Annotated in this window: 23 protein-coding genes; 8 read left to right on the top strand and 15 right to left on the bottom strand. The window is 76.0% G+C overall.

Translation table 11 applies throughout. From position 1 onward, the window contains the following. Positions 1 to 4: 4 nt before the first annotated feature. The 9 genes from IR158_RS18685 to IR158_RS18640 are packed head-to-tail and all read right to left on the bottom strand — an operon-like array spanning position 5 to position 10,475. Positions 5 to 955: a glycosyltransferase family 9 protein gene (locus IR158_RS18685; RefSeq protein WP_291815828.1), complete on the bottom strand. Its 951-nt coding sequence runs from the start codon at positions 953 to 955 to the stop codon at positions 5 to 7. Continuing rightward, on the bottom strand, positions 952 to 1,683 hold the full coding sequence (locus IR158_RS18680) for an SDR family oxidoreductase (RefSeq protein ID WP_291815826.1): 732 nt from the start codon (positions 1,681 to 1,683) through the stop codon (positions 952 to 954). Before IR158_RS18680 ends, IR158_RS18685 begins: the two co-directional genes overlap by 4 nt. After that, positions 1,680 to 3,170, bottom strand: a complete 1,491-nt coding sequence (locus tag IR158_RS18675; protein WP_291815824.1) for a PfkB family carbohydrate kinase — start codon at positions 3,168 to 3,170, stop codon at positions 1,680 to 1,682. Before IR158_RS18675 ends, IR158_RS18680 begins: the two co-directional genes overlap by 4 nt. Beyond that, complete coding sequence (locus tag IR158_RS18670) at positions 3,167 to 3,814, bottom strand: SIS domain-containing protein (RefSeq protein WP_291815822.1); 648 nt, start codon at positions 3,812 to 3,814, stop codon at positions 3,167 to 3,169. The genes IR158_RS18675 and IR158_RS18670 overlap by 4 nt, the downstream gene beginning before the upstream one ends. Beyond that, positions 3,811 to 5,043, bottom strand: a complete 1,233-nt coding sequence (locus tag IR158_RS18665; RefSeq protein ID WP_291815820.1) for a glycosyltransferase — start codon at positions 5,041 to 5,043, stop codon at positions 3,811 to 3,813. The genes IR158_RS18670 and IR158_RS18665 overlap by 4 nt, the downstream gene beginning before the upstream one ends. Next, the gene (locus tag IR158_RS18660) at positions 5,040 to 5,999 is read right to left on the bottom strand and encodes a glycosyltransferase family 4 protein (protein ID WP_291815819.1); all 960 of its coding nucleotides are present in this window, start codon (positions 5,997 to 5,999) and stop codon (positions 5,040 to 5,042) included. The genes IR158_RS18665 and IR158_RS18660 overlap by 4 nt, the downstream gene beginning before the upstream one ends. Further along, positions 5,996 to 7,126, bottom strand: coding sequence for a glycosyltransferase family 9 protein (locus tag IR158_RS18655; protein ID WP_291815818.1), 1,131 nt, complete (start codon positions 7,124 to 7,126; stop codon positions 5,996 to 5,998). The genes IR158_RS18660 and IR158_RS18655 overlap by 4 nt, the downstream gene beginning before the upstream one ends. Continuing rightward, complete coding sequence (locus IR158_RS19390; RefSeq protein WP_366928476.1) at positions 7,123 to 8,760, bottom strand: HAD-IIIA family hydrolase; 1,638 nt, start codon at positions 8,758 to 8,760, stop codon at positions 7,123 to 7,125. Before IR158_RS19390 ends, IR158_RS18655 begins: the two co-directional genes overlap by 4 nt. Further along, on the bottom strand, positions 8,757 to 10,475 hold the full coding sequence (locus tag IR158_RS18640; protein ID WP_291815816.1) for a carbamoyltransferase C-terminal domain-containing protein: 1,719 nt from the start codon (positions 10,473 to 10,475) through the stop codon (positions 8,757 to 8,759). Before IR158_RS18640 ends, IR158_RS19390 begins: the two co-directional genes overlap by 4 nt. Positions 10,476 to 10,680: 205 nt before the next feature. On the opposite strand from IR158_RS18640, the gene IR158_RS18635 reads away from it, so the two are divergent. Together IR158_RS18635 and IR158_RS18630 are read left to right on the top strand one after the other, a co-directional pair. After that, the gene (locus IR158_RS18635) at positions 10,681 to 12,168 is read left to right on the top strand and encodes an aldehyde dehydrogenase family protein (protein ID WP_291815814.1); all 1,488 of its coding nucleotides are present in this window, start codon (positions 10,681 to 10,683) and stop codon (positions 12,166 to 12,168) included. A gap of 160 nt (positions 12,169 to 12,328) precedes the next feature. Then, on the top strand, positions 12,329 to 13,138 hold the full coding sequence (locus IR158_RS18630; protein WP_291815812.1) for a glycosyltransferase: 810 nt from the start codon (positions 12,329 to 12,331) through the stop codon (positions 13,136 to 13,138). Here the strand turns inward: IR158_RS18630 and IR158_RS18625 are convergent. Next, the gene (locus IR158_RS18625; protein WP_291815810.1) at positions 13,117 to 14,610 is read right to left on the bottom strand and encodes a PP2C family protein-serine/threonine phosphatase; all 1,494 of its coding nucleotides are present in this window, start codon (positions 14,608 to 14,610) and stop codon (positions 13,117 to 13,119) included. The genes IR158_RS18630 and IR158_RS18625 overlap by 22 nt on opposite strands. Then, positions 14,607 to 15,326 carry a GAF and ANTAR domain-containing protein gene (locus tag IR158_RS18620; RefSeq protein ID WP_291815808.1) on the bottom strand — a complete coding sequence of 240 codons (720 nt, stop codon included), beginning with the start codon at positions 15,324 to 15,326 and terminating at the stop codon, positions 14,607 to 14,609. The genes IR158_RS18625 and IR158_RS18620 overlap by 4 nt, the downstream gene beginning before the upstream one ends. Before the next feature lie 203 nt (positions 15,327 to 15,529). Here IR158_RS18620 and IR158_RS18615 point away from each other — a divergent pair, with 203 nt between their 5' ends. From IR158_RS18615 to IR158_RS18605, 3 genes are all read left to right on the top strand, one after another. Further along, positions 15,530 to 16,225, top strand: coding sequence for an ANTAR domain-containing protein (locus tag IR158_RS18615; RefSeq protein ID WP_291815806.1), 696 nt, complete (start codon positions 15,530 to 15,532; stop codon positions 16,223 to 16,225). A gap of 49 nt (positions 16,226 to 16,274) precedes the next feature. Continuing rightward, the gene (locus IR158_RS18610; protein ID WP_291815803.1) at positions 16,275 to 17,024 is read left to right on the top strand and encodes a GAF and ANTAR domain-containing protein; all 750 of its coding nucleotides are present in this window, start codon (positions 16,275 to 16,277) and stop codon (positions 17,022 to 17,024) included. Between the two features lie 95 nt (positions 17,025 to 17,119). Continuing rightward, entirely contained in the window at positions 17,120 to 17,767 is a 648-nt protein-coding gene (locus IR158_RS18605; RefSeq protein WP_291815800.1) for an ANTAR domain-containing protein, read from the top strand. A 13-nt stretch (positions 17,768 to 17,780) separates the two neighbouring features. Here IR158_RS18605 and IR158_RS18600 read toward each other — a convergent pair whose 3' ends face one another. Next, positions 17,781 to 18,551 (bottom strand): GAF and ANTAR domain-containing protein, encoded by a 771-nt coding sequence (locus IR158_RS18600; protein ID WP_291815797.1) that lies wholly within the window; start codon positions 18,549 to 18,551, stop codon positions 17,781 to 17,783. 317 nt (positions 18,552 to 18,868) lie between these two features. Between IR158_RS18600 and IR158_RS18595 the strand changes: the two genes are divergently transcribed. The 3 genes from IR158_RS18595 to IR158_RS18585 are packed head-to-tail and all read left to right on the top strand — an operon-like array spanning position 18,869 to position 22,090. Next, on the top strand, positions 18,869 to 20,203 hold the full coding sequence (locus tag IR158_RS18595) for an extracellular solute-binding protein (protein ID WP_291815795.1): 1,335 nt from the start codon (positions 18,869 to 18,871) through the stop codon (positions 20,201 to 20,203). A gap of 1 nt (position 20,204) precedes the next feature. Continuing rightward, on the top strand, positions 20,205 to 21,158 hold the full coding sequence (locus IR158_RS18590; RefSeq protein WP_291815792.1) for a carbohydrate ABC transporter permease: 954 nt from the start codon (positions 20,205 to 20,207) through the stop codon (positions 21,156 to 21,158). Further along, on the top strand, positions 21,155 to 22,090 hold the full coding sequence (locus IR158_RS18585) for a carbohydrate ABC transporter permease (protein ID WP_291815790.1): 936 nt from the start codon (positions 21,155 to 21,157) through the stop codon (positions 22,088 to 22,090). The genes IR158_RS18590 and IR158_RS18585 overlap by 4 nt, the downstream gene beginning before the upstream one ends. A 9-nt stretch (positions 22,091 to 22,099) precedes the next feature. Here the strand turns inward: IR158_RS18585 and IR158_RS18580 are convergent, their stop codons facing one another. From IR158_RS18580 to IR158_RS18570, 3 genes are all read right to left on the bottom strand, one after another. Further along, positions 22,100 to 22,786 (bottom strand): hypothetical protein, encoded by a 687-nt coding sequence (locus IR158_RS18580; protein ID WP_291815788.1) that lies wholly within the window; start codon positions 22,784 to 22,786, stop codon positions 22,100 to 22,102. 13 nt (positions 22,787 to 22,799) lie between these two features. Continuing rightward, on the bottom strand, positions 22,800 to 23,030 hold the full coding sequence (locus IR158_RS18575; RefSeq protein ID WP_291815785.1) for a hypothetical protein: 231 nt from the start codon (positions 23,028 to 23,030) through the stop codon (positions 22,800 to 22,802). A gap of 86 nt (positions 23,031 to 23,116) precedes the next feature. Continuing rightward, the gene (locus IR158_RS18570; RefSeq protein ID WP_291815783.1) at positions 23,117 to 23,983 is read right to left on the bottom strand and encodes a glycosyltransferase; all 867 of its coding nucleotides are present in this window, start codon (positions 23,981 to 23,983) and stop codon (positions 23,117 to 23,119) included. Positions 23,984 to 24,254 lie beyond the last annotated feature (271 nt).

Here is a 24,254-nt window from a genome sequence, read left to right as displayed (position 1 = left end):
CGCGTCAGCCGGGGTCCGGCGCCGCCAGGACCGCGGCGACGGCGTCGAGCACCTCGTCGACCGTGATCGCGGCGAGCGCCGGGTCGACGTCGGACCCGTGCGGGTCGCCCGGCCGGTGGGGGTGGCCGTGCCACAGCACCGCGTGCCGGTCGGCGTCGATCGCGGGGCCCCACCACCGTGGCGGGGTGGGGCCGAACAGCAGGACCGAGGGCGTCCCGACGGCCGTGCCGAGGTGCGCGACCCCCGTGTCGCCGCACACCAGGAGCCGTGCGCCGGCGACGACGCCCGCGAGCCCCGGCAGGTCGAGCGTCCCGGCGAGCACGCGCACGTCGCGCCCCGACCACTCGGCGACGGCCGCGCACAGGTCCGCCTCCGTCGTCGCACCCGTCAGCGTGACGTCCCGGCCCGCGTCGACGAGCGCCCGGGCCACGTCCCCCCAGCGCTCGACCGGCCAGCGCCGGGACCCCGACGCGGCGCCGGGGTGCAGCAGGACCGTGCCCGGCGCGGTGGACGTGTCCGGCGGCACGGCCAGGCGCAGGTCCGACGCGTCGCACGGCCCTCCGACGGACGTCACCAGCCGGCACCAGCGGGTGACCTCGTGCTCGTCGGTCTGCCACGTCGGCCCGTCGGGGTGCTCGGTGGTCGCGTACCCCACGAGCCGCGCCGGGCGCGTCGCCGCCAGCGCGCGGTGGCTCTGCGGACCGCGGCCGTGCAGGTTGACGGCGAGGTGACCGGTCCCGTCCCAGGCGAGCGGTGCGAGCCCGTCGGTGACCAGCACGTCGTCGACGACGCCGAGGTCGCGCAGCCAGGTGCCGGTGGCGGCGGGCCCGGCGAGCACGACCCGTCGGTCGGTCCACGCGCGCCGCACGCCCCGCAGGGCCGCGACGCCGGTCAGCGCGTCACCCAGCCCGAGGGCCCGCAGGACGAGGACGTCGCCCTCGTGGTCGTCGCTCACGGCCAGGAGCTCTCCCCGGAGGCCATGACGAGCAGCTCCCGGATCTCCGAGCCGACGGGCTGGCGCAGGGCGGTGAGCACCGCGCCGGCCGTGGCGCGCGGGTCGTTCAGGTCGGCGTCCGGGCCGGGTCGGTACTGCTCGGTGCGGCCGTCGAAGAACGCGGTCCGCATGCCGCCGGGGATGAGGCACGTGACGCCGACGCTGCCGGCCAGCTCGGCGGCCAGCGCGTGCGAGAACCCGCGGACCGCGAACTTCGACGCGCTGTACGCCGTCGCGTCGCTCATGCCGCGCAGCGCGAGCGTCGAGGCGACGGTCACCACGGTGCCGCGCACCTTCTCCAGGTACGGGACGGCCGCGCGCACGACGGCCACCGTGCCGAACAGGTTGACGGCGACGACCTTCTCCCAGGTCGCCGGGTCGATGTCGACGAGCCGCCCGCACGCGTCGGTGCCCGCGGCGGTCACGACGCCCGTCGGCTCCCCGACCTGCCGCACGAGCTCCTCGACGGCTGCTGCGGCGGCCGTCGAGTCGGACAGGTCCACCTCGACGTGCGGCACGTCCGCCGCCGGCGCGACGCGGTCGAGCACGCCGACCGTCCCGCCCGACGCGAGCACGGCGTCCACGACCGCGGCCCCGAGGCCGGAGGCGCCCCCGGTGACGAACACGGTCCCCAGCTCGCGCGGGGCCAGCAGCGCGGGGGAGTCGGCGGGGTCGAGGACGGTGCTCACACGGTCTCCTTGGGGGTGGTGGCGCGGGCGACGCCCGAGCGCTCGATGATCGACGTCGTCGAACGGCCGTCGAGGTAGGGCAGCAGCACGACCCGGCCGCCGTGGGCGCGCACGGTCGCGGCCTCGGGCAGCGGGGCGCCGCCGTAGTCGCCGCCCTTGGCCCACACGTCGGGGCGCAGGCGGTCGAGGGCGGCCCGCGGGTCGTCCTCGTCGAAGACGACGACGGCGTCCACGCAGTCGAGGGCCTCGAGGACGCGGGCGCGGTCCGCGGCGGTGACGACGGGGCGACCGGCGCCCTTGAGGCGGCGCACGGAGGCGTCGGAGTTCATCAGGACGACGAGCGCGTCGCCCAGCCGGCGGGCGGCCTGCAGCGTCGCGACGTGGCCGGCGTGGACGATGTCGAAGCAGCCGCCCGTGGCGACGAGCGAGCGTCCGTCGCGGCGCAGGCGCGCGGCCAGCGCCGGCAGCGCGTCGGCCTGCGCGTTTTCGCACGTCACCCCGGTGGCGGGCCCGTCGCCCCGTGCCTGCGGGCGTCGGACGTCGGTCGCGGCGCGTGGGGCGGTCCGTGCGGCGGGGCGTCCGTCGTGCCGGCGGTACGCCTCGGCGCCGCCGGCCGCGACCCAGTCGCTCGCGTCGGCGACACCGCGGGCGACCGCCTCGACGGGAAGCGCGCCGGCCGCCAGCGCGAGCGCCGCGGACCCCGCGAACCGGTCGCCGGCACCGCACGGGTCGCCGCCGGTGACGGCCGGGGCGGGGACGTACTGCGCATCGCCGCCGGCCGCCACGAACGCGCCGTCGGCGCTCACGGTGACGGCCACCGCGCGCGCCTGCCAGACCTCACGCAGGCGACGTGCCAGGTCGTCGGGCGGACCGTCGGCCCCTGTCGGGTCGTCGCGCAGGGAGCCGCGCGCCTCGCCGACGTTGGGCGTCACGAGCGTGACGCCGGGTACGGGCGGACCGCCGCGCGGGTGCGGGTCCCACACGACGGGTCCGGCAGCGGCCGCGTCGGCGAGCAGCGCACGCAGGTCGTCGTCGCGTGTGACGCCGGCGCCGTAGTCGGACACGAGCACGACGTCGGCGTCGGCGAGCACGCGACGCACCGCGTCGACCGGCACGGCGCCGGGCGTGCCGGGTCCGCCGTCGTCGATCCGGACCAGGGAGTGGGCGGCGCTGCGGACCCTGACCTTGCGGCGCGTCGCGCCGGCGTGCGGCAGCGCGAGCACGTCGACGTCGTGCGCCAGCCGCTCGCGCAGCGCACGGCCGGCGGCGTCGTCGGCGAGCGGCGCGACGAGGGTCACCCGCGCGTCCTGCGCCACCAGCAGCGCCGTGAGCCCTGCGCCGCCCGGGCTCTCGCGGACGTGCGTGACGTCGAGCACGGGCGCGGGCGCGTCGGGGCACAGCCGGTCGACCCGCCCCTCGACGTCGCGGTCGAGCACCACGTCGCCGACCACGACGACGTGCGGGCGCGCGCGCACGTCGCCGCTCACGCCGGTACCTCCACGGCTGCGGCCGTCCCCGGAAGGGCGGTCGCGGCCGCCGTGTCGCGCATGGCGGCCGTGCGCACGGCGAGGTGCTCGTCGAGCACCGCGCACACGGCGTGCACCGCGACCAGGTGGACGGCCTGCACGGCGGCGGTCGTCGGTGCATCGACGGCCAGGACCTCGTCCGAGAGCGCGGCGAGCGGGTTCGGCCGCGGGCCGGTCATCGACCACACCTCCACGCCGACCTCGCGCGCCCGCTCGGCGGCGCGCAGCACGTTGGCGCTGCGCCCGGAGGTCGACAGCAGCACCAGGACGTCGCCGGCCCGGCCGTGCGCCTCGACCTGCCGGGCGAACATCTCCTCGATGCCGTAGTCGTTCACGAGCGCCGTGACGCTCGAGCTCTCCGAGCACAGGCACAGCGCCGACAGGGGACGCCGCTCGTGGAGGAACCGCCCGACCAGCTCGGACGTGAGGTGCTGCGCCTCCGCGGCGCTCCCGCCGTTGCCGGCCGCGAGCAGCCGGGCCCCGTCGGGCAGGCGGTGCGCGAGCGTCGCGCCCCACCGCTCGACCGTGCCCGCCTGGCCGCGCAGGCTGCGCAGGCCCGCGCCCAGCTCGGCGTCGTGCGTCTCGATCCACGCGCGGGCGCTCACACCGCCACCTCCTCGACCCGCGCGACGGCGCCGACGCCGTGCGTGAGGGACTGGTAGACGAGCTGGGTCTGCGCCGCGACGCCCTGCCACGAGTAGCGCGCGAGGGCCCGTCGACGAGCCGCCGCACCGCACGCCCGGCGGCGTGCCGGGTCGGCGAGCAGGTCGCGCACGGCACGCGCGAGTGCTCCGGCGTCGCGCGGCGGCACCAGCACACCCGTGACCCCGTCGACGACGGAGTCGAGCAGCCCGCCCACCGCGCTGCCGACGACCGGCACACCGCACGCCGCGGCCTCCAGCGGCACGATGCCGAACGGCTCGTACCAGGGCGTCGCGACCACGAGGTCCGCCGACGAGACGAGCGCCGGGACGTCGTCGTGCCCGACGCACCCCAGCAGGTGGACGCGGTCCGCCACGCCGAGCCGCGCAGCGTGCGCCGTCAGTCGGCTCGCCTCCGGGTCGTCACCCAGCGCGCCCGCGTCAGGCCCGCCGGCGACCAGCAGCTCCGTGCCGGGCAGGTCGACGAGCGCGGTGACGACGGTGTCGAGGCCCTTGCGCTCGACGAGCCGGCCCAGGCACAGCAGGCGGTGCCGCTGGCGGCGCGGGAACGGACCCGCGGCGCGGCGCATCGGGCGGAAGTGGTCCACGTCGACGCCGCACGGCACGACGTGGACACGCGACGCCGGAACGCCCAGGCGGGCGAGCTCGCGGACCTCGTCCGTGCAGGTCGCGACCACCGCGTCGACGTGCCGCCCGATCGCCGCCTCGGCGGTGATCCGGCCCGCCGGGCTCGTGTCCTTGGCACCCTGGTGGCGTCGCTTCACGGAGCCGAGTGCGTGGTAGGTCTGCACCGTCGGCACGCCGTGCGCCGCGGCGGCCTGCAGCGTGGCCAGGCCGGACATCCAGAAGTGCGCGTGCACGACGTCCGGCGCACCGTGCGTCGCCCAGTCGTCCGCGACCCAGGACCCGAGGTCCCGCATCCACGGCAGCAGCTCGTCCTTCGGCACGGCCGTGGGCGGCCCGGCGGGCACGTGCACGACCTCGAGGCCCGGGGTCATCGGCACCCGCTCCGGCAGGTCCGGGTCGTCGCGCCGCGTGTAGACCGTCACCTCGTGCCCCTGGTCCGCCAGCGCGCTCCCGAGCGCCGCGACGTGGACGTTCTGGCCGCCCGCGTCGACGCCGCCCAGCACCGCCAGCGGGCTCGCGTGCTCCGACACCATCGCGATCCTCATCGCGTCACCCCTTCGATCACCTCGTGCCACTCGGACAGGAACCGCTCCAGGCCGAACCGCCGTAGGGCGTGCTCGCGCGCGGCGAGCCCGCGCTCCTTCGCCTCGGCCGGGTCGGCGAGCCAGCGGCGTGCGGCGGCGACGAGGTCCGCCGGGTCGCTGCTGACGACGCCCGCGTCGGCCGGCACCGCCTCGGGCGCGGCCGTCGTGGCGAGCGCCAGGACGGGCATCCCGAGCGTCATCGCCTCCACGAGCGAGAGCCCCAGGCTGGTCCAGCGGTACGGGTGCAGGTAGGCGCGGGCACCGGCGAGCTGCCGGTGCATGCGGGCCTGCGGCACGTCGTCGTGCAGGTGCGCCGCGTGCGCCGGCAGGTGCTGCGCGAGCGCCGTCATGCCCATGCCGTACACCTCGACGGGCACGGTGTCGGCGACGCGCAGCAGGACGTCCGTGCCCGCGACGCGCCAGCGCCGCACCGGCTCGTTGACGACCGCGGCGACACGCGCGCGCTCGCCGGTCCACAGGTGCCCGGGGTCGGGCACGCCGTGCTCGACGACCGTGACGGGAGCACGGCCGTTGTCCCACACCAGCGCGTTGAACGGCGTCACGTGCACCAGCAGGACGTCGTCGCGGTCGGCCAGCAGGTGACGCGTCGCGACCGGGTGCTCCACCGGGGTGTTGTGCTCGACGTAGACCGCCGGCACGTCGACACCCGCGCGCAGGCCGGCCCACCGTTCGAGCAGCTCGAGGTCGCGGGGGCGCTGCAGCAGGACGACGTCGAACCGCTCGCCTCGCAGGCCCTCGAGCGGCACCTCCCGGACGGACGGGGGCCAGTCCCACGTGCGGGCGCGTCCCAGGCCGTCGGGGGAGCGGGCGGCGTCCACGGGGACGAGGTACTCGTGCGCGCCCTGGACGAACGACGTCATCCACGAGCCGTGCACGTGCCAGGCGAGGATCCTCATGCGGTCACCTCCTGCGGTGCGGCGGGCGCGTCCGTGGATGCGCTCGTGGGGGTGCCCGCGACAGGTGCGACGGCCGGCGCCGCCGCGACGGCCAGCGCCTCGACCGCGGCCACGACGCGGCTCGGTGCGACGGACGACAGGCACGGGTGCCCGGCCACGGGGCACTCGCGCGCCCGCGTCCCGGCGCACGGCGCCTCCTGGTCCCCGAGCAGGACGCTCGGCACGCCCCACGGTGACCACCGCTCCGCGGGGACGACCGGCGCGAAGAGCGACACCACGGGTGTGCCGACGGCGGCGGCCAGGTGCGCGGGGCCGGTGTTGCCGACGACGACGACGTCGGCGCCCGCGAGCACCGCCGCCAGCCCTGCCAACGACGTCCGGCCCGCGACGTCCACAGCACCGGCGACGCCGGCGGTGACGCGCGCCGCGAGGTCGCGCTCGCGGGGTCCGCCCGTGACCAGCACGGTGCGGCCCGCCTCGGCCAGGGCGGCGACGATCGCGCGTGCGTGGTCGGGAGCCGGGGCGCGGGCGGGGACCGACGCGCCGGGGTGGACCACGACGTACGAGCCGCGCGCGCCGCCCGTCGCGCGCGCCAGCGCGTCGGCGGGCAGGGCCTCCGCGAGCGTCGGCAGGGGGGTCCGCAGGGCGAGGCGCCCGTCGTCCCCGTCGAGCAGCCGCCCGCCCGCGGCCGTGGCCAGGTCGAGCGCGGCCTGCACCTCGTGCAGCCCGTCGGGGCGACGGTGGCGCAGGTCCAGCAGCGAGCCGGGGTAGTCCTCGCTCGTGCCGGCCACGAACGGCACACCGGCGAGCCGCAGGACGAGTGCGACGGGCAGCGGGCTCTGGTGGAAGGACGTGAGGACCACGGCGCGGTCGTACCGGCGTGCGGCGAGATCGGCGACGAGCTCGTGCACCGCCGCCGGGTCGACCGGGGGCGGTGCGTACCCGCTCCACGGCGGGTCGAACACGAGCACGTCGTCCACGCCCGGCAGGAGCCGGGCGGCGTGCGCCCCGGCGGGGGAGGCGAGCAGGTCGAGCCGCTCGGCCGTCGCGGCGAGCGCGCGCAGCGCCGGGCCGCTGAGCAGGACGTCCCCGTCGCTGTCCAGCCGGACCGCCAGGACACGCGTCATGCGGCGACCTCCGCCTCGGTGCCGACCTCGGGCTCGTGCGGCGGGGCGTCCGCCGGCTGCGAGCTGAGCCGGTCCGCGGGCGTCCCGACGACGTCGGGCAGGACGGCCACCAGGGCCGCGCGCAGGTCGGGCGCCACCTCGGGGGCGGCCTCGACCTCGGCGGGCAGGGTGGCGGGCGTCGGGACGAGCACCGGGCGCGCACCGGCGGCCAGCGCCGCGTCCACGTCGGCGCCGATGTCGCCCACCACGGCGCACTCCCACGACGCGACGCCCAGGTCACGGGCCGCGGCGAGCACCATGCCCGGCGCCGGCTTGCGGCACGTGCACCCGTCGTCGTCGGTGTGGGGGCAGACCTGCACGGTGCCGAACGGGCCGAGGAGCTCAGCGACGCGCGCGTTCACGGCGTCCACCTGCGTGCGCGTGAGCAGCCCCCGACCGATGCCCGACTGGTTGCTCACGAGGCCGACGGGCACCCCCGCCGCGCGCAGCGTGTCGAGCAGCTCACGCGCGCCGGCCACGGGGCGCACCTGCGACGGGTCGCCGTTGTACGGCACGTCGTGGACGAGCGTGCCGTCGCGGTCGAACAGGACGGCACGCACGGCCGGGCGCCACGCGGGCGCACCGCCGCGACGGGCCAGCGTGCCCGCGACGCGGTGACGCACCGCGGCGAACGGCAGCACCACCGACGTCCACGCCATCCGCAGCCACTCGTCGCGCCAGCCGTCGTCACCGAGCTGGGGGCCGGGGGCGACGCGGATCCGCACGAGGTCCGCCGTCAGAGCTGCCCAGGCGGCGCCCGCCCCGGCCGCTGCGCGTGGCCGTCCGGCGAGCAGCGCGGCCGCACCGGCCGTCGCGGCCGCCACCGTGGCGACGTGCCAGGGGAACCGCCCGCGCCCGGTCTCGGCCAGGTCGCGCCAGCGTGGACCGTGCACGGCACGCAGCAGCGCGTCGTCGCGTGCCCCGGCCTGCACGCGCACGCTCACGCGGTCGTCCGCCGGGCGTACCGGGTGCGTCGTCACGCGGTCGCCCACGCGCAGGCGCCACCCGGCCTGCCGCACACGCAGCGCCAGGTCGGCGTCCTCGCGGTAGGCGCGCGGGAAGCGCTCGTCGAACCCGTCGACCCTCGCCAGCGCGGCCCGCCGGTACGCCATGTCGGCGGTCGCCCACCGGGCGTCCTGGAGCCCCGCGGTGCTGCGCTCCCAGTCCGTCGGGCGGCGGTGCGTCGGCAGCGGCACGCGCAGCCGGCCCTGCGTGGCGGCCACGTCGGGCTCGGCGTCGGCCCCGGTCAGGTCGGCAGCGAACGCGTCGGCCCACCCGCCGGGCAGCAGGACGTCGTCGTCGAGGAACAGCACCCACGGCGTGCCGACCCGTCGCCACCCCGCGTTGCGCGCGGCGGCCGGCCCGCGCCCCCCGACCCGGACGACGCGCACCGGCAACGGGACGTCATTCACGTCGAGCGGCTCGGTGGCGCTCAGCGGGCGGTCGTCGCACACCACCACCTCCTGCGGCGCGGGCAGTGCCGCACCGAAGGGCTGGACCGCGAGCGTGTCGAGCAGCGCGCGCAGCGACGGCCGGCCGATCGTCGGCACGACGACCGACCACGCGGGCACCGACGCGAGCCCCGACGGCGTCACGCCGTCGCTCCCTCGCCGTCTCGACCCCCGTCGCCCGGCCGGTCGTCGGCCGCGCGCGTCGTCCCGGCGGGCGCGAAGACGTCGGCGCGGCGCACCAGGTGAGGTCCCAGGACCAGCAGGTCGACCGGTGCCGACCCGAACAGCTCCAGGGCGTCACGGGGGTCGTCGACCATCGGCCGTCCCGCGGTGTTGAGGCTCGTGTTGATGACCACGGGCAGCCCCGTGCGCTCCGCGAACGCCGCGATCGTCGCACCGAGGCGCGGCTGCCTCGCCGGGTCGACGGTCTGGATGCGCGCGGTGCCGTCGACGTGCACGGCCGCAGGGATCCGGTCGCGCCACCCCTCGGCGACGCGGTGCACGAAGAGCATGTACGGGCTCGGGATCGGGCCGTCGGAGAAGATCTCCGCCGCGCGGTCCAGCAGGACCATCGGCGCCACGGGCCGGAACTGCTCGCGCCCCTTGACGTCGTTCATGCGCTCGAGGTTCTCGGCGTGCCCCGGGTGCGCCAGCAGCGAGCGGTGCCCGAGCGCCCGCGGGCCGAACTCGCTGCGGCCGTCGAACCACGCGACGACGCCGTCCGCCGCCAGCACGTCGGCGACCTGCTCGGCGAACAGCTCCGGAGCCGGCGTCGTGAACGGCACGCGGGCCGTCCGCAGCCACTGGGCGAGCTGGTCGTCGTCCCACTCGCGGCCCAGGTCCGCGCCCGGCATCGGCCGCACCGGCTCGCCGAGCTCCGCGGCAGCCTGCAGGGCGGCGCCGAGCGACGTGCCCGCGTCGCCGGCGGCGGGCTGGACCCACACCTCCTCGAAGCCGCTCTCACGCCAGATGCGCGAGTTCGCGACGCAGTTCAGCGCGATGCCGCCGGCCATCGTCAGGACGCGGTCACCGGTGCGGGCGTGCAGCCACCGGGCGAGGTCGACGAGCACCTCCTCCAGGCGCACCTGCACCGACGCGGCGAGGTCGGCGTGCTCACCGCCCCACGTGCCGTCGTCGACGCGCTTGCTCGCGAGCTGCGACCAGTCCGGGATCTCGGCGACGAACCCGCCGTCCCCGGTCGCGTACACGTGCTCGCGCAGCTGGTCGAGGAAGCGCGGCTGCCCGTAGGAGGCGAGCGCCATGACCTTGTACTCGTCGGACGAGCGCAGGAAGCCCAGGTGCTCCGTCAACGACTCGTAGAGCAGCCCGAGCGAGTGCGGCAGCTCCTGGGTGGTGAACACCTCGATGCGCCCGGCCTCGTAGCGACCTGCCAGGTGCGACGCGCGCTCGCCGCGACCGTCCAGCACCAGGACGCTGCTCGTCGGGAACGGCGAGGCGAGCGCGGCCGACGCCGCGTGCGCGACGTGGTGGGGCACGTGGTGCAGGCGTGCCGCCTCGATGCCCGGCAGGGCGCTGCGCAGGAACCCGCCGACGGTCTGCGCGTAGGTGGTGCGCAGGTGGTCCCACGGGTCGTGCAGCCCGAGGTCCTCCGCCGACTTCGACAGCTCCGGGTCGAACGAGTACGCGACCACGTCCACGTCACGCGGGGTCAGCCCGGCACGCTCGAGGCACCACCGCATCGCCAGCTCCGGCAGCTCCCACGCCGAGAAGGGCACGGGACGCTTGCCGTGCTTGCGGCGGCTGAAGCGCTCCTCCTCGGCGGCGGCGACGACCTCGCCGTCGACGACGAGAGCGGCGGACGGGTCGTGGTAGATGGCATTCACGCCGAGCACACGCATGAGTGGCCGACCTTCCGAGCATGGTCCACAGTCGTGCGTGGACGCTGCGCTGCGGCCAGCTCCTTCCGAACCGATCCGCGCCGGTGATCCCGGCCCAGCGTGAAGCACTTCACCCGCTCCTGCACGTCGAGACGATTCGCCGGTCTCGTCCGGACTCGTCCCGCGCCACGTCCGTCCGTCGCCCGACCTGTCGATCGGAGAGCCCATGACCAGCACGTCCGTGCCCGCCGCTGCCTCGCGCACCGACGCCCCGACGTCCGTCGAGCGGCTCGGGTCGCACCGCATCGGTGGCCGCGAGGTCGCGGCCCGGGGCGTCCGGGAGATCGAGCGCGTGTCGCCCGTCGACGGTCGGCCGCTCGTGGTGCTGGTGCCCGCCGACGGGCAGGAGGTCGAGGCCGCCGTGGCCGGCGCGTACGGCGCCCGACGCGGCTGGCGGCGGACCGCGCCGGGGGAGCGGGCGGCCGCGTTGCGCACCGCCGCCGCCGGCGTCCGGGAGCGGGCCGAGGAGCTCGGGCACCTGCTCACGCAGGACACGGGACGGCTCCTGACGCAGTCCGTCGCCTCGGCGCAGGTCGCGGCGGACATCCTCGAGGAGGCGGCCACCACGGGCCTGGGGGCCGCGGGCCGGGCGCTCGCGGGCGACCCGCTCGCGCTCGACGTCGTGCGCCGCGAGCCGCACGGCGTCGTCGCGGTGATCACGCCGTGGAACGACCCGTACCCGGCGGCCGCCGGGCTGCTGGCTGCCGCGCTGGTGACGGGCAACACCGTCGTGCACAAGCCGTCCGAACGCAGCCCGCGTGCGGGCTGGGAGCTCGCACGGACGATCGCCGCCGCGTTTCCCCCAGGCGTCCTGGAGGTGCTCAACGGTGACGGCGAGACGGGCGCCGCCCTGGTCGCCGACGCCCGCGTGGCGCTCGTCGCGCAGGTCGGCAGCAGCGCGACCGGTCGCGCCGTCGCGCGTGCGGCGGGGGAGCGCGGGGCGCGCGTGCTGCGGGAGAACGGCGGCAAGGACGCGCTGATCGTCGACTCGGGCGTCGACCCGACGTGGGCGGCGCAGCAGATCGCCACGGGTGCGTTCACCAACACGGGGCAGCTGTGCACGTCGGTCGAGCGCGTGTACCTGCACCAGGACGTCGCCGACGCGGTCCTCGACGCGCTCGTCGAGATCGCGTGGGGTCTGCGGGTCGGTGCGCCCGACGACCCCGGGACCGACCTGGGCCCGCTGGTCGACGTGGTGCAGCGCGACGTCGTCGCCCGGCACGTCGACGAGGCCGTGGCGGCGGGCGCGCGCGTGCTCGCCGGGGGCCGCGCGCTCGACGGGCCGGGCGCGTTCTACGCGCCGACGGTCCTCGACGGCTGCACCGCCGACATGGCGGTCATGCGGGACGAGACCTTCGGTCCGGTGGCGGCCGTCACGCGGGTGCCCGACTTCGCCACCGCGCTGGACCTGGCCGATGCGGGCGCCTACGGGCTCGCGGCGACCGTGCTGACGCCGCGGCTGGACCACGCGCTGCTCGCGGGCGAGCAGCTCGACGTCGGGACCGTCAAGGTGAACGCGGTCTTCGGCGGTGCACCCGGCGGCTCGGCCGACCCGCGGCGTGAGTCTGGCGCGGGCGCCGGCTACGGCCCTGACCTGCTGGCGGCGATGACACAGCTCAAGGCCGTGCACGTCGAACCCGCCGTCACCGGCTGACGCCACCCGACGACGTCACCGGGTCCCGCGGCGGCCACGTGAGGAGTGCCGGCACCGGAGGACCGGCGAGCTCCGAGCCGGCACCGGTGGCGGGCTCCCGACGCAGGGGTCACGATCGTGCGGACGAGCCCCGACGTCGTCGGGGCCAGGCAGGAGGACCGTGACCCCGGACGCCACCGCTGCGCCGGAGACTCGTGGCGCGGGACGTGACGTCGTCGTCTCGGTCGTCGTCCCGGCCCGGGACGACGCCGCGCACCTCGCCGTGTGCCTCGCGCTCCTCGCGCGCCAGACCCGCGTCCCGGACGAGGTCGTGGTCGTCGACAACGCGTCGCAGGACGAGACCGCGGACGTCGCCCTTCGGCACGGCGCCCGGGTGGTCCACGAGCCCCGCGTGGGCATCCCGGCGGCGGTCGCGACCGGCTACGACGCCGCCCGCGGCGACGTCATCCTGCGGCTGGACGCCGACTCCCGCCCGGGCCCGGACTGGGTCGCCCACGCGCTGGACGTGCTGCGCGACCCGGATGTCGAGGCGGTCAGCGGCTGGGGTCGGTTCGACCTGCCGGTGCCGTGGGGCGCTCTGCTCGCCGCGACCTACCTCGGGTCGTACTACGCCCTCGGCGCGCTCGCCGCGGGGCACCCGGTGCTCTGGGGGTCGTCGGCAGCGTTCCGTACCGGGGCCTGGCAGCGCGTCCGCGGCGACGTGACCCGCACCGACGACGTGCACGACGACCTGGACCTCGCGATGGCGCTCGGCCCCGCGGCCCGGGTCGTGGTGGACCGGACATGGCGTGTCGGGGTCTCGGCGCGGTCGGTGCGTCCGGGTCGGCAGTGGGTCCGGCGCTTCAGGCGTGCGTTCCGGACCCTGCGGCGGCAGTGGCAGGTGATGCCCCCGTGGCAGCGGTGGCGGGTGCGGCTGCGCCCTGACGGGGTGCGCGTGCCGGGGCACCCTCACACCGGCGCCTCCGGGTAGGGCGCGGGCGGCTCGGGGTCGAGCGCGTCCTGGCCCACGGTCGTCCACCGGACCAGCAGCAGCGTCGCGTCGTCCTGGAGGACGCCGTCCTGGTGCTCCAGGATCGCCTTGACGACCCGACGCACGACCTCCGGCAGTGGGAGACGCTCGGCGGCACCGCGCTGCAGCGTGTCGGTGAGCCGTGCGAGGCCGAACTCCTCGCGCTGCCGGTCGCGGGCCTCGGTGATCCCGTCGGTGTACAGCACCACCGTGTCGCCGGGCTGCAGGTGCTCCTCGCCGACCGTCACGCCGCGCAGGTCGAGACCGAGCACCGGACGTCGACCCCCGTCGAGCCTCTTGACGACCTTGCCGTCGCGGAACAGCAGGGGCACGGGGTGCCCGGCGACGAGGTACCGCAGCCGCCCCGTCGTGAGGTCGAGGTCGGCGACGACGCCGGTCGCCAGCACGTCGCCCTCGAACTGCTCGGTGACCGCGTCGTGGACCGCCTCGGCCTGCTCGAAGAGCCCGGCACCCGAGCGTCGCGCGCTGCGGTACGCCGACACCGCGGTCGCGGCCGCGAGGCCGGCGCGCAGGTCGTGCCCCATGGCGTCGATCACGGCGAACTGCGCGCGGTCGCGCGACAGGGCGTAGTCGAACAGGTCGCCCCCGACGTCGTGCGAAGGCTCGACGCGACCGGAGACGAGTACGCGGTCGGTCCCGGCCGTCAACGGCGGCAGCAGGCGCCACACGAGCTCGGCCTGCGTGGTGCGGGGGCGGGTCACGCGCAGCGTCTCGAAGAAGTCGCCGTAGGCGGTCATCGAGGACAGGAGGTGGCCGAGGTAGTGCGCCCACCACCAGCACTGGCGGTGCAGGTGCGGGTCCGTGAGCTCCGCCGGCGCACGCGTCATGACGTCGAGCACCCCGATCCGCTCGACGCCGTCGATCACGGGCACCCACAGGCGCGCCTGGCCGTCGTCCGACACGGTCGTCTCGATCTGGAGCAGGCGGAAGGCCCGGCCCGGGAGGGTGCCGTCGATGCGCAGCGGGGCGCGCTCCGGCCCAGGGCCGCCGGGCACCGGGACGAGGACCTCCTTGGCGTCGTCGGCGAGGTACGCCACGGCGCTCACGCCCAGGTGACGGCCCGCGGCGGACAGGACGGCGGACAGCGCCTCGGGCGGGGCCAGGTGGGTACCCCGGAGCATCGCGACCAGTGCGGCCGGCAGGCCGGTCGACGGCTCGGGCGGGCGCAGGTTGTGGGAGTACGGGGCGCGCGTGGCACCGGCGAGCGTGTTGAGGTGGTCGTTGACGGCGAGCGCGACGCGGTCGCGCTCGACCTCGGGCAGGTCGGCGGTGCCGGAGAGGAAGGCCTCGAGGTCCGCGGTCCCGGCGTTGCCGCCGAGGGCGGCGTACCGCAACCACAGGTCGTCGACCGTCTGGCGGGTGCGCAGGTGCGCGATGCGGATGAGGCGCTGCTGCTGCTCCTGCGTCGTCACTGCCGCACGCCCACCCGGCGGGCGTGCTCGGTCAGCGTGCGTGAGGCGATGTCGTGGACGCTGACGCGCTCGCGCTCGGCGATGGACGCGAGGTGGCCGAGGGCGGCCTGCTCCGTGAGGCGGTCCCGCCCCATGACGATCCCGATGGCCTGCTGCAGCGCATCGCGCCGCGCGAGCAGCGCCTGCACGTCGGCGCCGAGCCGTGCTGCCTGGCGGGACGAGCGCGCACCCGCGACCAGCAGCGCGGTCTGCGCGGCGAACAGCCCCAGCGTCGTCTCGTCGTGGTCCGTGAACGCCCCGGCGTCCGGCGAGTACAGCTTGATCGCGCCGAGCGCGGCATCTCCTGCGACGACGGGCGCGCTGAGGACGGCGTGCAGGCCCAGCTCGACGAGGGCGGCGGCCCACCGGGGCCAACGCCGCTCAGCAGCGGCGTCGTCGACGCGCACGACGCGCCGCGTCAGCCAGGCGGTCAGGCAGGGACCCTCCGCCAGGTCGTACTGCAGGGCGTCGGCTCCCTCGACGAGCCGGTCGGTCCCGGCGGCGGTGGTCGAGACTCCGTCGTCCCCCACCAGCGTGATCCCGGCCCCGTAGGCCGACGGCACGGCCTGCACCGCGGTCGACGTCAGCAGCCGCAGCACCCCGTCGACGGTCCGGTCCGCCAGCATCAGCCCGGACGCCCGGGCCACGACCTGCTCCAACGAGGATCCGGTCGCCATGACGTCGCCTCCTTGCGCGCTCAACCGCTCGCGGTGATCTCTCGACTCTACGACCGGGGCCGACGCCGCGCCGCCCCGACGCCGCGCCGCCCGGCGCCGGGGCGGCGAGCGTCCCGGCGGGTCGACCGGTCGCGACGTCGCTAGGCTGCTCCCTGTCGCCGATGCGGGACGACGTGCGCGGGGACGCGGGGGACGAGGTGGGCATGCGCGAACGGTCGGCGCTCCTCGCGCACCTCATGGGCCTGACGGCCGCGCTCCCCGCGTCGGAGCCGCTCGCGTGGCGGCTCTGCCAGGCGACCTGCCGCCTCGTGCAGGCGGACGGCGGCTCGATCGCCGTCGTCGCGACCACGGGCGAGCGCACGGTCGTCGCGTCCACGAACACCACGGCGACGGACCTCGAACACATCCACGACGACCTCGGTGACGGCCCGGCCGTCGTGGCGATCGACGTGGACGACGTCGTCACGGCCGAGCTCGCGCGTGCCGACCCGCGCTGGCCGCAGTTCAGCGAGGTCGCGGCGCGACGCACGCGGGCCGTCACGGCGACCGCCGTCCCGATGCACTCCGGGTCGGCCGTGCTGGGGACGATGCTGCTGCACCGCACGGCGCGCGGTCCGCTGAGGGCCGCCACGCAGGAGCTGATGCACCTCGCCGACGTGGTCGCCGTCGCCGTGGTGCACGAGGCGCGCGAGGCGGCGGGCGCGACGCCGGCGTCGTGGGACGGCCGCCGGGAGATCAACCAGGCGGTCGGGATGGTGATGGCGCAGCTCGCGGTGCCGGCGCCGGACGCGCTCGCAGTGCTGCGGGCGCACGCGTTCGCCCTCGACGAGGGGCTGGCGGACGTGGCGGCGGCGGTCCTGGCGAGGCGCCTCGACTTCGTCCCGGACGTCCCGCCATGACGCGACCGGACCCCGCATCCGCCCTGCTCGTCCCTGATCGGAGACGGTGATGACCTCCCTGAGCCCGCTGTCGGCGCTGGCCCGCGCCGGCGCAGCCCTCGCCGACGGCAGCGACGCGGCCAGCGCCCTGGCGGTGCTCGTTCGCGCGTGCGCACAGGCGCTGGACGCGCAGGCGGTCGGTGTCGTGGTCGCGGTCGACCTCGAGCGGCCCGATCCCGCGTCGCTCGAGCTGCTCGCGGCGTCGTCGCACACGGCCGCCGTGCTCGAGCTCTACCAGGTGCAGGTGGGCGAGGGGCCGTGCGTGGACGCCGTCACCCACGGCGCGGAGGTCGCCGTCGAGGGTGACGCGCTGCAGGAGCGGTGGCCGCTGCTCGGTCCGCTCACGGCGGCCGCCGGCCTGCACGCCGTCCACGCCGTCCCGCTGCGCTGGGAGGGCGTGGTCTTCGGGGCGCTGAACCTGTTCGTCCGGGACCAGGACGCGCTGGCGCACCGGCGCACCGAGATCCGGGTGTTCGCCGACCTCGCGACGGTCGCGGTCGTGCACGCGCAGAGCCGTCCGGACCGCGGTGGCCTGGCCCGGGCCGTGGTCGCCACCTTGGAGCGCAGCGCCGTCATCGAGCAGGCCAAGGGCGTCGTGATGCAGGTGCGTGACGCCGACGCCGGTGCGGCGTTCGACGTGCTGGCGGGTGAGGCGGCCAGGCGCGACGTCCCGGTGACCGTGCTGGCCGACGAGCTGCTCGCCGAGGTGGCCCGGGGCGCCCACGTCGCGTGGCTCGCCGCCCCCGCCCGGGAGGCCTGACCGGATCCCGGCACCCCGCGGCCGCTCCGCCCTGCTCCGGCCGTGAGAGGCTGGGTGATCGGCGCACGCCGAGTCACCTGTGTGAGGCGGAAGCCATGACCACCTATCTGGACGACCATGCGCGCGCGGCGTCCGACGAGATGGGTGAGGGTTACGAGGCCAGCATCACGGTCCGTCACCACGGCGCCGTGCTGCGCGCCGCGAGCAGCAGCCCCGGCGCGGCCCGGTGCGACCTCGTCGAGGCGCGGATGGACGAGGGCCCCTGCCTCGAGGCCATGGACGGGCTGGGTCGCGTCGCGGTGCGGGTCGTCGGCGAGGAACGCCGGTGGCCGCACTGGTCGGCACGCACGCTCGACGAGGGGTTCGTCGCCTGCGTCGCCCTGCCCGTGCGGGTCGCGCAGGAGACGGTTCTCGCGATCAACTACTACGTCGCGCCGGTCGCCGCGGGCGATCCGCCGTGGGACGTGGCGGAGCGCCGCGTGCAGACGGTCGCCGGCCAGATGCGCGCGCGGCTGGACGTCGCGAGCACGGGGCTCCTCGCGCTCCAGGCGCCGGACACCCTCGAGGGCGACCAGGCCGTCGTGGACCGGGCCGTCGGCGCGGCGATGCAGTGCAACCAGGTCGACGCTGCCGACGCGTACCAGGTGCTCGCACGGGCGGCGTCCGAGCGCGGCGTGACGCTCGTGCAGATGTCGCACGACCTGCTGGCCGTCCTCGCGGAGCCGTCCCCCGCGGACGCGTGAGCGCGCGTGCGGCCTAGCGTGCCGCCACGCCGCGCGACACCGGGCCTGATGCGCGGGCGCTACCGGCGGCACCGGGTGGCGTGCCGGTCCGCGGCTGGAACGGCGACACGCGAGGCGGACGTCCCGAGACGCCCGTGACGATGTCCCTCGCCACGACCCGGAGCTTGGCGTTGCGGTGCATCGAGGCGGCTCGCAGGATGTCGAACGCGGTGTCCGCGTCGCAACGGTTCTGCGCCATGATCACGCCGAGGGCCTGGTCGATCACCGCGCGCGTGCTCAGCGCGGCCAGCGAGTCCTCGGTGACGCGCGCGACGGACTCCACCTCGATGGTCGTGAGCCCCAGCAGGGCGATCGCGTCGGCGAACGCGGACAGCCGTCGCAGCACGTCGGGGGACCAGGTGCCGGGCGTCTCGCGGTGGACGGTGAGCGCCACCCTGGCGTGCTCCTGCCGGCCCAGCACGACGGCGACCGACCGGGTACCGGCGCTCTCGCACGCACGCACCCATCCGGCCCACCGTCCGCAGGCCGCCACGTCGTCGACCAGGACGTCACGGTCCTCGTCCAGCGCAATCGTGCGGGGCCCGTCACCTGACGCGTCCTGCGCGGCGTCGCACCGCCCGGCTTCCACCGACGTCGCCGTCACCCACCGTTCGTCGTCGCCCAGCCGGACCACGACGCTCGTGTGACCGCCGGCCACGTGACGCGCCTGTTCCGCGAGCGTCTGCACGAGCGTCGCCAACCACGCCGACGCGTGGTGCCTGACCTGTCCGTCGATGATCTCCATGCGTTGGTCTCCGCTGCCGCTCGCCGCCCGTCCACGAGGGTCCTGCACCGACGTCGGCCACTGCGGACCCACCTGCCCGAGCGCAGCCCTCAGGCGCGTCGTCGGGGTCACGGGCCGACGCGGCCAGGCTAGGGCTCCGGAGTGCCGACGGCATCCGGAGCGCCCGACGCTCGCGGCCGGGCATCCGGCCGCTTCCGGTCGAGAAGTGCCCGCACCGGTGCCATGCTGACGCGCACGGGTGCTCACGGGGGAGCGCCCTCGTGGAGCCCGGAGGGTGGACCATGCGCGGCCGAGGACGAGTGAGCGTACCGACAGCCATGCTCAGCCTGATGGTGCTCGCCGCGTGCGCCCGCGGCACGGGCGAGGGCGAGGCACAGTTCGACGGCGAGCCGAGCGGGGACCTGACGGTCATGGGCTTCGGCCTCGGCGACGAGATCGCCGAGGTCCGGCACGAGCGTGCCGTCGACGAGCTGGGTGACGTCGACGTCCAGCTGGTGGAGGGCGAGCTCGACATCCAGGCGTTCCTGTCCGCCGTCGCGTCGGGCGAGCCGCCCGACCTCGTGTACGCGAACCGGGACCAGATCGGCACGTTCGCGTCCCGCGGCGCGATCGTCCCACTGGACGAGTGCATCGAGGAGGCGGACGTCGACGTCGACGCCTTCGTCGACACCGCACTGGACCAGGTGACGTTCGCGGACCAGGTGTACGGCATCCCGGAGTTCAACCAGGTGCAGGTCGTCATGGCCAACGCCGACCTCCTGCAGGCGGCGGGCCTGGGCGTCGAGGACGTCGACGGCTCCGACTGGGAGGCGGTCCAGGCGGCCACGGCGGCCATGGCACGGTCGGACGGCGGCCGGCTGGCGGTCATCGGCTTCGACTCCAAGCTGCCGGAGTTCCTGCCCCTGTGGGCCCGCGGCAACGGGGCCGACCTGCTGTCCGACGACGGCCGCACCGCGCAGCTCGACGACCCGCGCGTGCTCGAGGCCCTCGAGCAGGCGGTCGCGGTGTACGACGCCCAGGGCGGGTTCCCGGCGGTCAAGACGTTCCGCGACGGGGCCGACTTCTTCGGCGCGGGCAACCAGTTCGCGACCGCCGCGCTCGGCGCGATGCCCATGGAGCAGTGGTACGTCAACGTCCTCAACGAGGCGTCCCCCGACGCGCCGCTGGCGTTCGGCACCGTGCGCGACCGCCAGGGTGAGCCGATCGCCTTCGCCACCGGGTCGGCGTGGGCCGTGCCCGCCGGCAGCGCGGCACCCGTGGAGGCATGCGCGTACGCGCGGGCCATGACCGAGACCGACGCCTGGGTGGCGGCCGCGACGGCACGCGCCGACGCCCGCGCCGCGGACGGGCTCGTCTTCACCGGCGTGCTGACCGGCAACGAGGAGGCCGACGAGCGCATCCGCGACGAGCTCGTCCCGACCGACGCCCCGGAGCCCTGGTCCGACGCGATCGACGCCGTGTACGCCGCGAACGACGCGACGTTCACGATGGCGGCGAACCCCGCGGACAACGAGTTCGAGAGCGCCTGGCAGGAGGCCGTCAACCGGGTGCTCAACGGCCAGCAGTCACCTGCCGACGCGCTGGCGCAGGCGCAGACGGAGGCGCAGGACGCGCTCGACGACGCCTGGCAGCGCTGGGACGCGGACCAGTGACATGGCCGCCACCGTCGCGCCCACCCGTACCGACGCCGCCCCGCGCCGCGGCCTGAGCGCGTCGGCCCGCCACGAGCGGCGCGCGGGCCTGGCCTTCATCAGCCCCTGGATCATCGGGTTCGTGGTCTTCACCGCGTGGCCGATCCTCTACAGCGCCTACCTGTCGCTGACGGACTACGACGTGGTGCACGACCCGGCGTTCGTCGGCCTGGACAACTACCGTGAGCTGGCGGCGGACCCGCGCGCCCGGCTCGCGCTGTGGAACACGCTGGTCTACACGGTCCTGCAGGTGCCCGCGTACGTCCTGACCGCCCTGGTGCTGGCGCTCCTGCTCGAGCGGGCCGGACGCGCCGGCGGTTTCTTCCGCACCGCGTTCTTCGTCCCCAAGATGACGCCGCCCGTGGCCGTCGGGGTGCTCCTGCTGCTGCTGTTCAACGGCAGCTACGGCGTCGTCAACCAGGTCCTCGGCTGGTTCGGGATCCAGGGACCGTCCTGGACGACCGACCCCGCGTGGATCAAGCCCGGGCTGGTCCTCGTGAGCCTGTGGAGCGTGGGCGCGGCCGTGGTCATCCTGCTCGCCGCGCTGCAGGAGGTCCCCACCGAGCTGCACGACGCCGCGCGCGTCGACGGCGCCGGCTACTGGCGGCGCACCCGCACGGTGACGGTCCCGATGATCTCCGGCGCGCTGTTCTTCGTCGTCGTCGTCAACACCATCGCGGCCTTCCAGATGTTCACCGAGGCGTACACCGCGTTCTTCGGCGCGGGGAACTCCACGTACGCGAACGACGGCGCCTTGTTCTACGTCATCTACCTGTTCCAGGAGGGATTCGAGGAGCTGCACATGGGATATGCCTCCGCGCTCGCGTGGTTGCTGTTCGTGGTGATCATGGCGGTGACGCTCGTGCAGCTCGTCGTCTCGCGGCGCCTGGTCTACTACGAGGCGGAGCAGCGGTGAGCGCGCCCGCGACGTCCGGTGCGCCTCCGGCGGAGCGCCCCGACGTCGTCACCGCGTCGTCGGAGCGTCGCGCACGCCGACCCGCCCGGCTGGCACCGCGCACGAGACGACGGGCGGTGCGTGCGGCGGCGACGGTCGCGCTCGTCGCGGCGACGGTCCTGTTCGTCTACCCGCTGGTGTGGCTGCTGTCGGCCTCGCTCAAGCCCCGCGGTGACGTCTTCGACAACCGGCTCCTGCCGCGCGAGCTCACGTTCGAGAACTACCTGACGGTCTGGCAGGAGGCGCCGCTCGCGCTGTGGCTGCTCAACACCCTGGTGGTCACGGCCCTGGCCGCCGTCACCGTGACGTTCTCGAGCGCGATGGTGGCGTGGGGGTTCGCGCGCTACCGGTTCCGCGGCCGGGGTGCGCTGTTCACGCTCGTGCTGGCGACGATGATGCTCCCGGGTGCGGTGACCATGATCCCGACGTACCTCATCTGGAACGCCCTGGGGCTCGTCGGCACCAACGTGCCGCTGTGGGCGGGCAACCTGTTCGCGAGCGCGTTCTACGTCTTCCTGCTGCGGCAGTTCTTCCTGGGGCTGCCGCGCGAGCCGTTCGAGGCCGCGCGGATCGACGGGGCGGGGGACTGGCAGCAGTTCTGGCGGATCGGCCTGCCGCTGTGCCGGCCCGCCGTGGTGCTGGTGCTGCTGCTGGAGACGCAGGCGGCGTGGACCGACCTCATGCGACCGCTCATCTACCTGCAGGACACCGCGACGTTCACGGTGCCGCGCGGGCTCAAGGCGCTCGTCGACCGCTTCGGGCCCGGTGGGGAGTCGCAGTGGGAGATCGTCGTGACGGCGTCGGTCATCACGACCCTCCCGATGATCCTGCTGTTCTTCCTGGGGCAGCGGTACTTCGTCCAGGGCATCTCGACCACGGGCAGCAAGGGCTGACGCGCCGCCTCACGACCCGCGTCGGACCGCCTGCGTACGCGTGCGCCCGTGCCGGCGTGCGGCGGCGTACGCCGGCAGCCGCAGCGCCGCCGCCCAGCCGTACGTGCCGTACGGCGCGTGCAGGACGGGGTCGAAGCGGGGGTCGGCGGCGTCGTCGCGCTCGGTGGCGACGAGCCGGCCGCACCGTCGCCACGGACCGCGCGGTGCTGCGGCGAGCAGCACGAGGTCGACCTCCAGGTCGCCGCTGCGCGTGTCGCCGGCCGCGCGCGGGCCCGGTACCGCCGCGAGCAGAACCGGGCCGCGCGTCGTGCGGAACGGCATGAGCGTGCTGAAGGCGCCGCCCCACGGGGAGCGCCGGGGGCTCAGGACGAAGCGGGCGACGCGGCCGGTCCCCGCTCCCGACAGGAGCAGGTCGCGGGTGGCGCCGACGACGTGCCAGCGGACGGCGACGCCCTGGACGTCGGGGAGCCCGGGTGGCAGGCCGGCCGACCGTGAGACGCGGACGAGCGCGGGGCCGTCGTAGCCGTCGGCCGGCGCGAGGCCGCCCAGGTCCTCGTCCAGGTGCAGCGTGCCACGCAGCGTCGCGCCCTCGGGGTGCAGCGGACGTCCGCGGCGTACCGCGGCCACCGGGGCGAGTGCCAGCGCCAGCAGGACGCCCGCGACGCGCGCGGCCGGACGTGCCACCGGTGCGGGCATGCGGCGCGTGCGCTCAGCGACCGAGCCGTGCGCGCAGGTGCGCCTTGCCCTGCTCGGCGCCCTTGCGGCTCTCGGCCTGCGCGCGGCGGAAGAAGTCGGCGAGCTCGGTGTCGCCGTCCCGCTCGGCGTCCGCGACGTAGGTCTCCAGCCGCAGCGCGTTGCTCAGGCACGCCTCGACGAACCAGATGATGTTGTAGTCCTTGTCCTTGGTGCCGGTCACGGCACCCGCCTCGGTCTCGGACATCCTCGTCCCCTCTCTCGATGCGTGAGACCCGTCCTCGGGTCACTCCGACGCTACGACGAGGCCCGGGCACGCGCAGCGCGAGCCGGTCAGGTGCGGGTGAGGTCGAGCAGCTCGAGGTCCGCCAGCACGTGCGGCGCGACCACGCGACGCTCCCGCAGCGCCGCCGGCATGTCACGCGCCGCGTCCAGGACGCCTCGGCGCGCCGGTGTGCCGGCACGGAGCGCCGCGACGGTCCGCGCCAGCGCGTGCCGCCACGGCAGTCGCATGACACCCGTGAGGACGCGCGAGCGCGTCACGGCGCGGTGCCGCGCGGCCGGCCCGTGGCGGCGCGGCGAGGGGTGGTGGTGCACCGCGGGCCCGGGGACGTAGAGCAGCGGCGAGCCCTGCGCCGTGAGGTCCCACGCGAGGCGCTCCTCCTCACCGGGGAAGCGGACGACGTCGTCGAACCCGCCCGCGCGGAGGAACGCGTCGCGCCGCACCATGGCGGCGCACGCCATGAAGCCGAGCACGCGCGTGCCCGGCGGCGCGGTGCTGTCGCGGGGCAGCGGCGACCGGGCGAGCTCCTCGCAGAACGGGTCGAGTCGCTGCGCAGGACCGACGAGGACGTCGACCGCGACGAGACCCACCTCCGGGGCCGCCGCCAACGCGTCGGCCGCGGCGTGCAGCGAGCCCGGTGCCCACCACGAGTCGTCGTCCGCGAACGCCACGTACGGCGTCGTCGCGCGCCGCACGCCGAGGGTGCGGGCGGCGGCGCCCAGGTTCCGTCCGAGCTCGACCACCTCGACGTGCGGGTGGGTGCGGCGTACGGCGTCGACGGTGCCGTCGGTCGAGCCGTTGTCGACCAGGATCACGCGCGCGCGGTGACGCCCCAGCGTCTGCAGCAGCTCGTCACGACGGTTCCGGCTGGCCACCACGACCGTGACGCGTGCGTCCTCGACCTGCTCCGGCGCCATGCTCAGGCGCCGTCCGCGTGCGGGTCCTGCACTGCGCGACGGGCACGAGCGATGGTCATGCGGTCCCTCCCGGCCGGGCGGTGCTGCCCACGGTCGTCCGTGGGACCTCCACGGTACGAAGCGGGTCGCCGCGGCGCGCGGTGAGCAGTGGTGCCGCGGGCGCACGGCCCCCAGGCACGGCAAAGGCCCCGGGCACGGCAAAGGCCCCAGGTCAGATGACCTGGGGCCTTGCTGGTGGGCGATACTGGGATCGAACCAGTGACCTCTTCCG

Source organism: Cellulomonas sp. (genome assembly GCF_015234515.1).
Taxonomy (GTDB): Bacteria; Actinomycetota; Actinomycetes; order Actinomycetales; family Cellulomonadaceae; genus Cellulomonas.
This window is presented reverse-complemented; position numbering and strand designations above follow the sequence as displayed.